Raw genomic sequence first — 15,025 nt, 5'->3', positions numbered from 1 at the left:
GGGATCTTAAATGGATGGCAGCATCAGGTTGAAAAATTCTGGCTCCGGCCTGCATCAACTCACTGAAATGCACACGCCAATGAAAATGAAAGCAGCGCCGATGAACGTCTTGACAGACAGGGATTCACCCAAAAAGAAATGGCTGAATATTGGCACTATAACAAACGCCAGCGCCACGAAAGGATAAGCTGTCCTCAGTGGCATATTCTTGATCACCATCAGCCAGGCGAAAGTTGCTCCGCCGTATACCACCAGCGCGATCAATAACGGAACATTTAATATCGTGCTGGCCCAAAACCCTTGTCCCGCGAAGTCCAATTTCTGCGAAGCAAGCTTGAACAGAACCTGCCCAACGGACAACGCTAGCACTGTTGCCAGCGCTCCCAGAATCTGAAATATGTTCATTTCTTTTTTTTCATTTTGAACGTTCTTCTCTGCAACGGCCGCTTCGGCACCGACGAAATATCGTATCCGATGAAAGCCAGCAATAGTTGCCACCCCATCAACAAAGGAAGAGTTGCAAGGATGATCGTGCCGGTTGGTGTCAATACTTCTTGCTGAACAGAGTGGACCCAGTGGTACAAACCGAATCCCGCTCCGAAACAAACCATTAACAGCCCCATTGGAAGTTCAATAGAAGCCAGCGATAAGTCTCTGAGGTAATAATTATAGAAAATCCGCTTAATGAAGTTTCGGGCATGTTTGAACAAGAACTCTCCGATGATCTTGGAGATCTTCAGATTGCTTACTTCATCACCATACTTAGCATCCATTGGAACATCTAAAACGACCGCCCGTAAGGTATTGAGGCGAAAAAGGATATCGCTTTCGAAATAGTAACGAGATGAAATCTTGTCAAACGGAAGTCTTTTGGCAGCCTCAACGTGGATCGCCGTGTAACCATTAGTCGGATCAAAAAGATGCCAGTAGCCAGAAGATAGCTTTGTCATCAGCGACAGAACGGCATTTCCGAACAGCCTCACAGGCGGCATCGCACTAACTTTTTCCAAATCGTAAAAGCGATTTCCTTTGGTGTAGTCTGCTTCACCTGCCAGAATTGGAGCAACAAATTCAGGGATCAGTAGCGGATCCATTTGTCCATCTCCGTCCACTTTGACAATCACATCCGCACCATCTGCTATCGCGGCTCGATAGCCGTGCATGACTGCACCGCCTACGCCGAGATTGACTTGGTTATAGATCACCCTAACGCGCGTATCAGAGCACTCGGCCTCAATCATGGCACCCGACTGCTCTGGACAAGCATCGTCAACACAATAGATCAGATCAACTTCAGGACCAATCGCTGAGATCACACCAAGGACGTGTGCTCCTACCTTATAACAAGGAATTACCACAGCGATACATTTTTCTTCGACGAACTCATTCAGCACTACGCCCACCTCTGACATCATATCCCTCACGAACTGTAACCGTTAAAAGATTGGCATCGGCATGATCAATAATTAGTCGCGCGGTAACCGGAACCGAGGGAGTAACCAAATCGAAATACCGCTCCACTGTGCCCTTCTTGTTGCAGGGAAGAACGTCATCGAACCGCTGAACTGCGCCTCCTTTGGAAGGAGTAAGTAGGACTGCAACATGCAGGTTCGCGCCTGCTTTTTCACAGTTCATCGCGGCCGAAAAACGATACAAAGTATTTGGCGATAAGGACTGCGGCAGTGCCTTTTCAATTGCCACACTGCTGCCGAGCATCAAGCCCGAGCTTTCTATTTGATTGACCTCGCCCCGAATCTCCCAGCCCTTGAATCCACTTTGGGCAGAGCTATCTTCAGCAAGATTCGGCCCAAGCCATACGTCCGGGTGAATACGATACAAAACCTGCGTATCTTTTCTAAAAATCGGCTCACCAAACTGTTCCAAAGCCGCGCCGATTAACGCCATGTTCAATTCATATAAATTATTTCTAATATCAAAGCTTGCATGAGTTACCTTCATGTCAGCAAGAATCTGCCTAACATCATCAACTGTCTTGACTTGTCGAAACCGATCCACCAGCTTGGAGTTATACCAATTTACAGGGAGCGGTGTCCCGGCAACATTGGCGGCGACCGCGTCCCCCAACAACAGCACTCTGGGAGAAGGCAACCCATCCTGGCTTGCTCGCCGATTCAGAGCCATCTGCGACAGAGACTCATCGGCAACAGACTCCCACTTCTCCTGACTGGTAAAACCGCCCCAGAAGTTCTGCGCCAGAGGCCAGCCTGCAGAACTAAAGAAAATCAAGTTGAGTACCGCAACAAAGGTGACGACGCTGACGACAAAAGTTCTACAGTAGCGTCCCACAGAGGCCGCGGACCAAGTATGCATTAGAAGTGCACCGCCTCCAAATGTCAGGAACATAAGGCCTGGGTACAAATAACGAGCATAGGTGGTGCTGAAAGATATAACGAAAATATAAAACAGCCCGAGAATCACGGCGGCACATTGCCGTGCGTTCGTCAAAAATGTCGATATGAGTATCGCCGCAGACAAAGTGAGTGCCTGAAAACCAAACGCACCGTCTTTAAACTCTCCATACAGGTTGGTATGAAAAGTAATCTTATAAAATAAATCCCACGGAGGAGCCTGATGCCAGCGCGAATCGGAGAAATTCTCCAACGCGTAGTACGGTGACTTGAAGATGCCATTAAAAAATGGGAAAACAGGATTTCCGGTCTTGGCATATGCATACAGGTATCCAAAAATACCTAGGGCCAAAATACCTACTGATGCAACAACTGCATAGGCGCTAGTCCGCTTTCCATGCTTCCAAGCAAGCCACAGCGCGTAAATTCCCAGTGGACCAGCAAATACCACTGCATGTAACTTGGTCGCCAAAGCAGCTGCGATCAGAACCGCACCACACAGGATGCGTCTCGGAGTTGAGAGCTCTTTTTCACTAAGCACCCAGAAAGCCGCAAACACAAAAAGGGTCAGGCCATTTTCAATGAACAAAGTGGCAGTTTCAATGAAGGCCAAGGGTGTCGATGCGGCAAGAGCCACCACGAGCATCGCTTTCGCCCTCGATACCCGCGTGGACAAGCTGGCATGAAATAACATTCCCAATAACAACATGAAGACCAGGAATGACATACCTTTGGTGGCCAGTTGTCCCGCCAGAACCTCGCCAATTGTGTGAAGCCAATCTGTACCAGCCGGCATTAACGCCCAAACAAAAGATTGGAAATCACCTGGCCAATAATGAAGACGAGCAACTGTCTGCCCAATGTACAGATGATACAAAGCGCCATCTGCATAACGTTCGGGCAGCCCCGCACCGGCCATGTGCAGGATAACGATAAACAGTAAAAAACTACCTACACAGATCTCATCAATGGCGAGAAATGACGCGCTCCGAGAAAGAGATGCAACCTTTTTCAGAGTTGCTTTCAATGCCGGCACATGAAGACATGGAAGAAACAGTAGCGCCCCATAAACGAAGGGCGTATTGATGGGGAACCGAACCATAATGTTCAGTACGATCACAAATATGCCAGCTCCGAGTGTCGCCAGCACAAACAGACCACTAAAGCCGTTACTAACAGGACGATAAATCAAACTGCCGAGCGTAGAGAAACTGATACCGACCAGCATCACCAAGGCGACTGGCACCCAGCCAAAAGCGACAACTAAGGCCAGCATGAACACGCTGATGAGAATAGCCCCCGCAAATTCCCTTATCTTTACTGCGACTACGCAAACCAGCACCATTAAAAAAGCCAAGGCTGCGACATTCGCAAACTTGCCGCTAATCTGCTGGATCGTTTCGAGCGCAAAACCTGTCCCCAAAAGAGTGACGCCCAGCAATAATGCGATGGCCGGCAAAACCTGCCGGCAGAAATTTCTAATTATCATTTGATAAATTCTTTAGCTCGAAACGAGGAATTGGAGTTACAGTGCGTCCAACATCCTAAGAATTACGTGGACGGAACATACCGCCATCATTGCAAATAAGCAACATTAGAAAACAGAAACCCGCTTTGCAGAAAAGTACTTAAACTAGCTATCGCTGGCAACATTGCTTGGCCACTTCTCAAATTCCCAAGGTATCGACAAGACAAGCAATGGGGCCCGGGTCGAGTCATTGCGAGAGGCTGGTTTGCCGCAGCTAGGATGCTAGTTGGCCGCTCTCGAAAAGCTTAGATGCTAACCCACTCTGTATCCCCAAGAAGCGAATTCAAAAGAGGAAGAACAACCACGCTGCAGAAGCGAAACTCAAGCTGCTTCATGCTGATCTGACGAATTAAAGAGAGAAGTAATTTACGCTTTCAAATACTTTAGCAACCAGCCGACACCCTCACAGCAATAACTTTTGAAACGAATGTCGGTGCTTCGAACCATCGAACACATTCCTGCAAGCAAGTAATCACAAGTTCGTAATCACCTGGAATAGTGGGTGCAACGATACGTACTAGTGCATTCTTTAGTTCTCCTGCCCTTAATACAGTATCTGGCAAAGGTGTCCGGATGCCCTCTGAAATATCTCCGGCATTTCCATTTTTGGCCATCCACTTATAAGAAATCATCACAGGTTTGGCACCTACGCTCTCCCAATCGGTCTTCGAAGAATTCGTGATCCTAACTTCCAAGGTTAGCTCTCGCCCGGCAGTTAAATCGGGAACTTGATCGATGAGCTCAATAGCCCCGCGGGGCTCGGCTAGGTCTACAACCGGAAGAAGACGCGAGTTACGCCAGCCCTGAACCCCATCAACGACAAGTGTTGGTGTGGGACCGTCGAGAGAGATGATCGCTGGACGCTCAATCTCTAACACGAATCCCGCCGCCAACATGGTCTTGAACATTACCCCTTCAATCTCGCGCGAGTGCGTACCTATCATGAGATAGGCCACATTCCGCGATATGAATTCCATCGCTGAGGGGATAAGCTGCTGCTCACCACCTTGGATATCGATGTGAAGTAAGTCAATTCTCTGATCAGATCCTGCAATTTCTGCAAGAGTGTACTGCCTGGCCATTAAATAATTTCCGCTCTCCAGCAACGTGGCGGCCTTAGACTTCTTCAGATCGAAAATAGGTTCAAGCCCCCATGAGTGACCAGCGGCCTGCTTGGGAAATAATGCAATCCCTGCCGATGCTGCGGCGACACCGTGATAAAGAGCATATTCTTCCTCGCCAAATTGATTATCACGAAACGCCTCTTTCGCGAAACCCACATGCCCCTCATCTCCCTCGACCCCGATTACCTTGACGTCAAGCCCTCGCCTTTTCGCAACGACTCCGGCAATGTTCATCCAGCATCCCCAACCGCAACCAAGTTCTATCATGGTGAATCGGTCGGTCGCCAGATCAATTGACCGCAGCACGGCTCCGAACTCCGCCATGTCTGCATGCCAGTTGGCGGGCACAGGAACAGGCTCCACCTCGCCCTCTCTACCGGACAAAATCTGTGGGGCATAAGATGGCCTGACAAGCACACCGAAAGCATTAAGGAGATATCCTTCTTTGGCAGTTTGGTCCTTCAATGCATATTTCTGAATCAGATTTTCGGGGCTAATCGAAGAATGAAAGACGCGAAAACTATTTTCAAAGAAAGACTTGTCAAGGGCCATACCTTTACTCCTCAAGTATTAATAATTTGAATATTAGGCCAAAGAATTCAAAGCCACACTAACCGGATATCTGCTCAAGCGAATGAATAAATTCATTCCAAGTATATTGCTTGAAACAGGCAATTTCACTCTGGTGATGACGCGGGGCTGGTTGGGTCTCGAGTATCTCGTTCATCTTTTCGCGTATATCACTAGAATCAAGTGAATTGAAATACGCAAGACTATCCTGACCTACTGCCCTGATTTCAGACAAGTTCGTTACCGTAGGAGTCAAACCCAGCGCCAACGATTCAAATGCAGGGAAGCAAAATCCTTCAGCGAGGGTCGGAAGAAGCACTCCGGATGCACCGGCAATGAGCGCATGCATCTGTGCGTCAGTCGCATTCTCCATAAATAGAATCGACTTATCATCTCTAAAAACCTCAACTCTATTGTCCGCCACGCGACCAATCAACACTAACTTACAGTCTTGCCTGGATCGAACCGACATAAGAGACTGCCATGGACGCAACAGTGCATGCTGATTCTTACGAGCATCTATCGTACCGAATGATACTAAGTAGCGCGTCGCCTCTCCGACATAGACTGACAGATCTTCATCACTCGCACCTCGAGCGAAACGGACATGATCTAGTCCATAGGTTGCAACAAAGACCGGAGGAATAAGCATGCCCCAACGAGAGAGATGCTCTATTTTTCTCTTTGTCACTGAGGTAGAACAACAGATAGCGTCAGCAAGCGTTACTGCTTGAGCCAGAAATTCTCCCCAGTGACGGACGAACGCTGCATCTACTAAATGCGGATGCGTGAAGGGAATCAGATCGTGGAAGTAAAGGACAATCTTATTGCCATATCCGTCTTGTTTAAACCTATGAAACTGCTCGCAACTGGAAATAACCCAGTTCATCCCGAGCGAATATAGCACCGCATTGGAGAAACGAACGTGGTCGCTGTATGCATCCAGACTTTCGTGAAAAAAAATCGAGTAGTCTTCCTTCTCCAGGGATGCGCGTATCGCAGCCATCCCCGTTGGCGTCAACATCTTCCATTGGCGCTGGCGCTGATCAAACCACACCAGCCCCCAATCGGCTCGCTGGAATATCGCCTTGATAGCCTCGACGGAAACCCGCTGAACGCCACTCACCCTTTTGAAATAAGCGAACCACTGAGGCAAATCAGTGATATCGAGGAATCGCATTATTACTCCCCAACAACAGAAACGAGCTTGGCGACGAAATGCTCCCGATCAAACTCGAATGCTCTCGCTCTCGCCTTTTCGGCGAACTGACGCAAGGACTCGGGATGACCAATCAGCTTTTGATTGATCTGGACGAAGTCGGCGCCGTTGGAATAAGTTAGCTCTGCCAGAGGCTCTCCAAGTATCGCCAAGGGACCACCCGATCGATGGACAACGGGTGTACAACCAAATGACATAGCCTCGATCACGCTAATTCCGAAATGCTCAAGCTTCTCTGGCGTAGCCTGAGCGTCAACAGTCATACCGGTCGCGTGCCAATAAATATGACACTGGCCGTAAAGCCTCTTCAAGCGGTCAGGTTCTGCGTTCAAGTGGAATTCGATCGGGAACCCCATCGCATCGGAGCGCAATGACTCAAGGTACTCCATATGTTCTTTGTGGGGCATGGTCGTTCCCACGAGATGCAACCGGATATTCCGATGCGTTGAATACAGCTCCTTAAAGAACTTGATCAGCGCGCCATGCTGCTTGTTGTGCCCGCCGGCAAAGAATCGACCCACAGTGATGATCTGGATCTCATCAGTGTTCCTGTCTAGGGGAAAATGCTCCATCTCCGAAGCCGACCAAGGCAAAGCAGGCTCAACCACGCTGATCCGAGAACCTTTGAATTCCTTGTTTCGCGCAAGCTGCTCGCGCACGAAAGACGAATACACAATCGTATCTTGATAAGTCTGAATCGCCCCGTAAGAATCACCGGCATACTGACCTGGGAACGGGAATTGGCAAATGAAGACATTGAACCTTCCCATTCCATCCAGTGGGGGATAAGGATGGTTGCCCAACGCGAAGAACAATTCCGGAGCACTTCCGTGCTTGAAGTCGGCCAAAGTCGCAACGTCAATATCCGATTCGAGCTCAAATGCATGACACAACTGCGATACGCGCAACTTACTGTACGGCTTGGGCGTAACAATGACCGGCTTCAAACCATACTGCGCTGCAAGCGCATCCAGGAGGGTAAAGATATAACGCTCTCCGCCGCCCAAGGTCAGGTCATAAGGCGTGTAGACAGCAATTTGCCGCGCTCCCGAAGTAGACGCTTGGGCAGCAGGCTTTGCAGCACTCCACTTTCTCCACACGCCTTTCTCCGATGAACGCCACGTGGAGAGAAACTTCTCACGATTCAAATCGCCCAGACGCCTGACAAACTCCCGCTGAGTTTCACTCGTGGCAGTACCACCTTCCAGATGCCAGACATGAGCCCGAGGAATGTAACCGATCTCACCAAAGGCGCGCAGTTTGAAACAAAGATCCACGTCCTCGTAATATGCTGGCTCATATTGCAGATCGAAACCGCCTGTCGCGCAAAAAGTGCCGCATCGAACCATCAAGCAGGCTGCGGAAATGTAGTCCACTGAACGCTCGATGTCGAACTCGGCCGTCAGCGCTGAACGACCTCTTCCAAACCGGATCGGAATACCATCGGGGCTGATCACCGCGCCGGCTTCCTGAATCGTGCCATCAGCATTGAAAAACTTTGGACCAACAGCCGAATACTTTTCCCCCGCAACATGGATGGCCAAGTAGAGCTGCTCGATACACTTCTTATCCAAGAACGCATCAGCATTCACGAAACACAGATACTCCGCTGATGACTTTTCTACGCCAATATTATTGGCCTCGCCAAAATAGCGATTGACCTGATTGTCAACCAGCACGATCGCATCGCCGAGCGCACGCAGTGCCTCCATCGCCTCGCTGGCAGGATCATTGTTCACCACAACGACTTCCAGACCGCCATCGAAGTCGGAAGCAGCTACCTGTGATAGACACTGGAAGATCAATTCGTCTGAGTTGTAATTGATAATAATGACCGATACGGCATTACCTTGGTTCTTACGCAGAGACTTCAGCGCTTTGATCAGGTCTTCTCCGTACTTCCCGTCTTTCAGCAATTTCTGCAGTACCGGCTCCAGAACGCGCGGCTTGCCTCCACGTTCGTTAAACGACGACTCGAGACGACGCTTGAGCGCCCCCAATCTGCTCGCGACACCATGGCCTCGAAGCAACTGAAGCTGGAACTTGATCCAGCGAGCATAGCGATAGCCACGTCGTACCACTGCCGAAACGAACCGCCGCTGATCTTGCAGCGATGCCGACACGGTCCTGAGTGGTGCCGTGATGCGCCAGGAGTGACTCCGCAACGTGGCATCAAGAGTCGCCCGAAGATCAGCCGTACGTGCCTCACTGCGCGCAGCCATGGCCTGCATGTCGAGAGCCTTTTGCTCGACCAGCGCAGCCATGGCCTGCATGTCGAGAGCCTTTTGCTCGGCCAGATTAGCGCGATCTTCAGCCCTTCTGACTGCATCGGTATGAAACTGATGAAATGGTCGAGCAGCCCCACCCAGCGCGACAAACTCATCAAAGATATTGGGTGGGCTGGAGAACGCTGCGAGGCGCTGCTTTTGGGTTTCATGCACGTAGAAACGGTTCAAGCCGTCGAAATAGGCATACAAATATCCTTTGCCGAGCACCAAGGCTTCCCACTCTTCATGCACCGGTTCCTGACTCATTGGTTTGGTGCTCTCGACCACCAGAATCCACGGACGAACGGAAGACGCACGCCAGCTCTCCAGGACTTGCTTTTCAAATCCTTCCACGTCCAACTTGAGCCAATGTACAGGCCTTGATGTGCCGTGTTTATCCAAAAGCTCATCGCAAGTACACATCGTTACTTCTGTTTGAACGCATTTATAACCGCGTTCCTGATGGCTCTTGGCGATATCAGGATCCGCCGTGGACAATCCAGTATCAGCGAATTCATAAAATGTCAGGACGCCATGGCCATTGCCGATGGCGACCTGTTCGACCTGCTCTTCCGGCCTCGCCGCTCGCAGCATCTGCGCATAGTGCGCATTCGGTTCTACATGCACACCTCGCCAACCGTCTTCATAAAAAGAGAGGCTCACAGAATCCGCTTCCGGATCCTGTGCACCGATATCGATATAGAACCCTTGAGAGATATCCTTCAACGCACGACGAAGCATGACGTCCTCAAGGTTTTGAGCATACGAAACAAAAGACACGATTTATCCCCCCCCCAACCTCATTACACTGCACTTGAAATTTCCATCCTCAACGTAAGAGGTTTCTCGCAAGCCCGCTTTTTCTATTAATAACTTTCTGGATGCCCCGACGTAAAAGAACAAATGAAATCTCGTATATTCAAATAGATAGTCAAAACACGGAGTCACATGGGACATCACGCCATCTCGCTTGAGGAGCGCAGCCATTGCCGAAAGCTCTCGAACTGGCCAACGCAAATGTTCGAGGACGTTATTGGAAAAAATACCGTCAAATCGCATCGACTGTAGCTTTTCATAGGTACTAATCATGTAGTCCGCTTTGTCGGTCGCAGCCGCATGGGGCTCAAAGGCAAATACATTCCATCCCTCGGAGCGCAACTGCTGAACGGAGCTCGACCAGGCTCCAGCGCCATAATTCAAATAAATACCTTCTTTGGAGGGATTCAGCGCATGGAAAGCTTGCAGCTCAACCGGTGTTGAATCCACCTCTTGATAAACTTTGTAGTGCCACTCGTAATCCAGAGAAAGCTCCGCATCCGTCAGAGTTAACATTTTCTCCGGACCGAACACGAGCGAGCAGTTGGGGCAAGCCCGGCGGACGAGATTCCCACCACCGAAAATACAGTGAGAAACTAGCTTCTTGAAGTCTTTATCAGGCGCAACGTACTCGCACAAAGGACAATCCGTGGAATGTTTCTCTTCCTTCTGATGACGTTCGAAGGCATCCACCACTCCCCATTTCTGAGCAATTTGATGGCGGATCAAATCTTGGTAGACAACCCCGTTCGTCGGCAGCTCAGGAGAAGTCGGCTCAACCTGAGTATTCAACAGATTGGCCAGTTGAAACTCGATGCGCTGCAAGCTAGTGCGCCTGACCAGTGCAAGATTCAAACAGGCAAGCAAGCGATTTATAATGGCCAAATTCATGGTGCGAAATTATGAGTTTTCAGACGACATTGCTTTAATAACTATTTCGGGCGGCAACCAATTGCAGCCAACAAAGGATGGCTTGCTTTGATTGACGACATCAAAAACCAGCGCAAGGTCACGCCACTCATAATTATTGACGAGATGGGTTTCGGAGCTGGCCAGGGCGGTAGCAATCGAATAAGATCCTGGCCCCAGATTGGCAACAAACTGGATGTCGAAGAGGTATTTTCCTCCGGCAGGCGCATTAAGGAGAGCCTGCTTGGTGAGATCGGTGTTCGTCCCGTAAATGAAACGACCTAACGTGTCTCGAATGCCGTAACCCAATACCAATCTGGGCAGATCCTGATTGATCAACACTTCCACCTTGAGGCAAAGGGATTCCCCCACATCAACGACCTCGACGGCATGACCATCCGTGTTGACAAGCTGTATATCAGCAACAGTCGCCTCACCGGTACCGGAGATAGTCTGCGTCTTACCGTTTTCCAACTCAATCTGCCGAACACTCTGGTTTTGATGTTCAGCCAGCATGGCGTTGTAATAATCCATCACCGCCTCGGGTGCGCCCTCCATCAGGAGGCCGCCACGCCCGAGCAGGATGGCGCGATCACAGACACTCTGAATGGCTTGCTTATCGTGCGATACGATCAAGAGAGTCGTACCTTGTTCCCGGAATTTGCGGATGCGATCAAAGCTTTTATGCTGAAAATAAGCATCCCCCACCGAGAGCGCCTCATCCACAATGAGGACATCTGGCCGGCGGGCCGTCGCCAGCGCGAATGCCAGTCGAACCTGCATACCGCTGGAATACATGCGCACAGGCTGATCAATGTACTGGCCGATCTCGGCAAATGCCTCGATCTCAGGCATCAAGGTTTGGATCTCTTTGACATCCATCCCCAATAACTGCCCCGCCATGATGGCGTTCTGGCGGCCGGTAAAGTCGGGATGAAAACCCATACCCAGTTCCAGCAAGGCGGCTACGCGGCCTGTCATCTTTACACTGCCGGTTGTGGGCTGCGTGGTGCCCACGATCATCTTCAGCAAGGTGCTCTTGCCCGCGCCATTGATACCAATAATGCCGACAGCCTCGCCCGGGCGTACGGAGAAGTCCAAACCACGCAATACCCAATGCAGGGAGTGCCTCGATTTGTTACGCGGATCGAGCCATTCGAGCAGGCGAGCCCAGCGCGAAGGATATCGGCGGTATGCCTTGCCCAAGTTTGCAACAGTAATCGAGCCCATCAAAGTTCGTCCACCATTTCGCCCGCACGCTTGCGGACCAGGCTCAAGGCTATCAAGCACAGAAATATTACAAGAACGAAAACAGGCCACAGACCATACCAGTCGGGCCAGCGTTTCGCCACCAGTATCATTTGGAACGACTCAATGATGCTGGTCATGGGGTTCAAGTGGATTAGGACGCGAATACGTTCAGGCAGTACCTCCACGGTATAAACGATGGGCGTGAGCCAAAACCAGAAATTCAGAAAAATACCGAAGAATTGACCAACATCGCGGAAGAAGACGTTAAGTACCCCCAAGGCCACCCCCAGGCCGACGGCAAAAAGCACCAGCAGCATCAAGAGTGGAATCAAGGCCAGATAGGGGAGCCCCGGAAAATTACCCGATAACACCAGGAAACCGGTGAACAACCCGAAGACGATCACGAAGTTGACCAAGGCATTGGCAACTACGATAACAGGCAGACACAAACGTGGAAAACTCAGCTTCTTGAGCAAGTTCGCATTCTCGATAAAGGTATTCTGGCCTCGCCCGACAATTTCGGAAAACAAAGCCCAGGTCAGCATGCCTGCGCAAAGATGGATGCTGTAGCCAAATTGATTGGCTACGCCAGGCAGACGACTATGCATGATCTGCGAGAAGATCACGGTATAAACAACGATCATGGAGAGGGGGTTGAGTATCGTCCACGCCGAACCCAACAGGGAATTACGGTATTTTGATTGGAATTCGCGCTTCACGCTCCCAATGATGAAACCCCGGTAGCTCCATAAGGATCGGAACATGCTCAGCATTGTGCGCACTCTTGGATGACGTGATAGACGATTGCTTCACGCGGAGGAGCACGGAAGCTCCCGACCGAAATGGCCGTATCATCAATTACCAGATGACACCTGCGGCGCGCCGCGCGCCGCCGCCCCCACAATAGCCAGAGAAATTGATGACTGGTTCTTCCAGAGTAATGTTCAGCCTTGCCAATAGCGCGACGTGAAGCGACGATGACCTCTCGCATTTTGACCGTAAGCTCAGCAGAAGCCGAAATGGCTGAGCCCACGAGGCTGGAAAACCGACCTTTTGCCTGCTGGACACCATTAACCAAAAAAGGCAAAACACAAACGGCTATGCCTCCAGAAAGGATGACAAGAATGGACATGGTGCCTGACCGCGCTTGCTGAGAGAAAAGTCACGATTTTACATCGTCGCAGACATCTGTCCAATCTATTACATAATCTCGCAAGCACCAGTATCCCAGCTTCGCCCCGAGCAACCGGCCGGCACAAAAAGCAACTCGATGCAGGTTCAGGTGACCAGCTAGAATGCGTGCACTCGTGTTTCTGTGGAAAGTGCAACATTATTGTTCACCTGTGGAACGATTGAAAACCAGGATTTCCGTGTGCACGAATTTCAAAATCTTGCAAAATGACAATTTTAGTTCCCTACGCCACCCAAACTCAATACATCATTGGCGACGTACAAGGCTGCCGCGGAAGTCTGATGGCACTTTTGGAGCAACTTCCCTGCGAGCAAGCACATCACCTGATCTTCGCCGGCGACCTAATCAACCGCGGCCCCCAATCCCTGCAAACCCTGCGCACCGTCATGGCCATGGGCGATCGTGCCCAGGCCGTGCTGGGCAACCATGACCTGCACCTGCTGGCGGTGTCGCAAGGCATCCGCCCGCTGCACAAGGACGACACCCTGCACGACATCCTCGACGCCCCCGACCGCGACGAGCTGATCGACTGGCTGCGCCACCGGCCGCTGGCGATCCATGAGCAGGGTCACCTGATCGTGCATGCCGGCGTGTTGCCGCAGTGGAACCTCGAACAGGCCCTGGCCTTGGCCGGCGAAGTGGAGGCCATGCTGCAGAGCGACCAATGGGTAGACTTCCTCACGCACATGTACGGCAACCAGCCGGCGCGCTGGAGCGATGACCTGGCCGGCTACGATCGCCTGCGCTGCATCATCAATGCCTTCACGCGGGTGCGTTTCTGCCAGGCCGATGGCACGATGGATTTTTCAGTGAAGGAAGGGGCCGATTCGGCGCCGGAGGGGCTGGTGCCCTGGTTCGAGGTGCCGGGCCGCCGCACCGAGGATATGACCGTGGTGTTCGGCCACTGGTCGACGCTGGGGCTGATGCTGCGCCCCAACCTGATCGCGCTGGATACCGGCTGCGTCTGGGGCGGCAAGCTTACCGCGGTACGGCTTGAGGATCGGGCGCTGTTCCAGGTGCAATGTCCGCAGGCGCAGAAGCCGGGCTGAGATCTTCCACCGCGTAGCCCAGGCCCACGGCGATGGCGGCGTGCGAAACGCGCGCCAGGTCGCGCCGGTGCGCGCCTTCGGTCGGGATGATGGCAAGCTGCTTCAGCTCGGCCGTCATGCCGCGCGATTTCAGGATGGCCAGGATACTCTCCACGATGCTCATGTCGCCGATGAAGTCGGCAGCCGGGTGCAGCTTGCCTTCGCGATCCACGTAACGCAGCGCATACGGCTGCACCGGCGCCTTGGCGTCGATCGCCGCCTCGAACAGGTTGGCGTGGAACGGCAGCAGCGTGCCTTGCGGCGCCGTCGTGCCTTCCGGGAAGAAGGCCACGTGTTCGCCCTTTTCGATGCTTTCCACCAGTCCCTTGAAGATGCGCCGCACGTCGCTGGCCTTGCCGCGCGAGATGAAGATGGTGCCGGTCTTGGCGCACAGCCAGCCGATCAGCGGCCAGCCGCGGATATCCGACTTGGCCACGAAGCGACAAGGCTGCAGCGAATTGACCACGAAGATATCCAGCCAGCTGATGTGGTTGGACACCAGCAGCGCGCGCGGGATTGGCTGCGGGCTGTCGATCTTCACGGCGATGCCGCAGATGCGCAGCAGCTTGTGCGACCAGCGGCGGATGTGCGCCTCCTGTCCCTTGGCCGAGGTGAACGGGAACAGGATGGCGCAGATCGCCATGCCGAGGAACAAATGCGCAATCAGGCGCAGCAGACGGAAGACGAACATG

General features: G+C 51.8%; 12 protein-coding genes. 1 reads left to right on the top strand and 11 read right to left on the bottom strand.

All coding sequences use genetic code 11. The features are described from left to right. Window positions 1–54: 54 nt before the first annotated feature. The 10 genes from AC07N6_RS01865 to AC07N6_RS01820 all read right to left on the bottom strand — a co-directional run bounded on the left by AC07N6_RS01865 (window position 55) and on the right by AC07N6_RS01820 (window position 13,185). Window positions 55–405: an EamA family transporter gene (locus AC07N6_RS01865; protein WP_494780625.1), complete on the bottom strand. Its 351-nt coding sequence runs from the start codon at window positions 403–405 to the stop codon at window positions 55–57. Further along, complete coding sequence (locus tag AC07N6_RS01860; protein ID WP_494781262.1) at window positions 402–1,391, bottom strand: glycosyltransferase family 2 protein; 990 nt, start codon at window positions 1,389–1,391, stop codon at window positions 402–404. Before AC07N6_RS01860 ends, AC07N6_RS01865 begins: the two co-directional genes overlap by 4 nt. Further along, complete coding sequence (locus tag AC07N6_RS01855; protein WP_494780624.1) at window positions 1,384–3,858, bottom strand: glycosyltransferase family protein; 2,475 nt, start codon at window positions 3,856–3,858, stop codon at window positions 1,384–1,386. The genes AC07N6_RS01860 and AC07N6_RS01855 overlap by 8 nt, the downstream gene beginning before the upstream one ends. Window positions 3,859–4,280: 422 nt before the next feature. Next, window positions 4,281–5,573 carry a hypothetical protein gene (locus tag AC07N6_RS01850; RefSeq protein WP_494780623.1) on the bottom strand — a complete coding sequence of 431 codons (1,293 nt, stop codon included), beginning with the start codon at window positions 5,571–5,573 and terminating at the stop codon, window positions 4,281–4,283. A 58-nt stretch (window positions 5,574–5,631) separates the two neighbouring features. Beyond that, a complete protein-coding gene (locus tag AC07N6_RS01845; RefSeq protein ID WP_494780622.1) occupies window positions 5,632–6,771 on the bottom strand; it encodes a glycosyltransferase in 1,140 nt (379 codons plus the stop codon). 2 nt (window positions 6,772–6,773) lie between these two features. Continuing rightward, window positions 6,774–9,857, bottom strand: a complete 3,084-nt coding sequence (locus tag AC07N6_RS01840; RefSeq protein WP_494780621.1) for an FkbM family methyltransferase — start codon at window positions 9,855–9,857, stop codon at window positions 6,774–6,776. A 3-nt stretch (window positions 9,858–9,860) separates the two neighbouring features. Beyond that, window positions 9,861–10,784 carry a class I SAM-dependent methyltransferase gene (locus AC07N6_RS01835; protein ID WP_494780620.1) on the bottom strand — a complete coding sequence of 308 codons (924 nt, stop codon included), beginning with the start codon at window positions 10,782–10,784 and terminating at the stop codon, window positions 9,861–9,863. A 9-nt stretch (window positions 10,785–10,793) separates the two neighbouring features. After that, window positions 10,794–12,032: an ABC transporter ATP-binding protein gene (locus AC07N6_RS01830; protein WP_494780619.1), complete on the bottom strand. Its 1,239-nt coding sequence runs from the start codon at window positions 12,030–12,032 to the stop codon at window positions 10,794–10,796. Further along, complete coding sequence (locus tag AC07N6_RS01825; RefSeq protein ID WP_494780618.1) at window positions 12,032–12,826, bottom strand: ABC transporter permease; 795 nt, start codon at window positions 12,824–12,826, stop codon at window positions 12,032–12,034. Before AC07N6_RS01825 ends, AC07N6_RS01830 begins: the two co-directional genes overlap by 1 nt. Then, the gene (locus AC07N6_RS01820; protein ID WP_494780617.1) at window positions 12,820–13,185 is read right to left on the bottom strand and encodes a hypothetical protein; all 366 of its coding nucleotides are present in this window, start codon (window positions 13,183–13,185) and stop codon (window positions 12,820–12,822) included. The genes AC07N6_RS01825 and AC07N6_RS01820 overlap by 7 nt, the downstream gene beginning before the upstream one ends. A 266-nt stretch (window positions 13,186–13,451) precedes the next feature. Between AC07N6_RS01820 and AC07N6_RS01815 the strand changes: the two genes are divergently transcribed. Then, window positions 13,452–14,294: a symmetrical bis(5'-nucleosyl)-tetraphosphatase gene (locus AC07N6_RS01815; RefSeq protein ID WP_494780616.1), complete on the top strand. Its 843-nt coding sequence runs from the start codon at window positions 13,452–13,454 to the stop codon at window positions 14,292–14,294. On the opposite strand, the gene AC07N6_RS01810 is transcribed toward AC07N6_RS01815, so the two are convergent. After that, window positions 14,224–15,024, bottom strand: coding sequence for a lysophospholipid acyltransferase family protein (locus AC07N6_RS01810; protein ID WP_494780615.1), 801 nt, complete (start codon window positions 15,022–15,024; stop codon window positions 14,224–14,226). The genes AC07N6_RS01815 and AC07N6_RS01810 overlap by 71 nt on opposite strands. Window position 15,025: the final 1 nt, after the last annotated feature.

The sequence above is a fragment of the Herbaspirillum sp. GW821-FHT09A12 genome (assembly GCF_059418325.1).
Note: the sequence above shows the minus strand (reverse complement) of the source record. Positions and strands in the feature narration are given on the sequence as shown.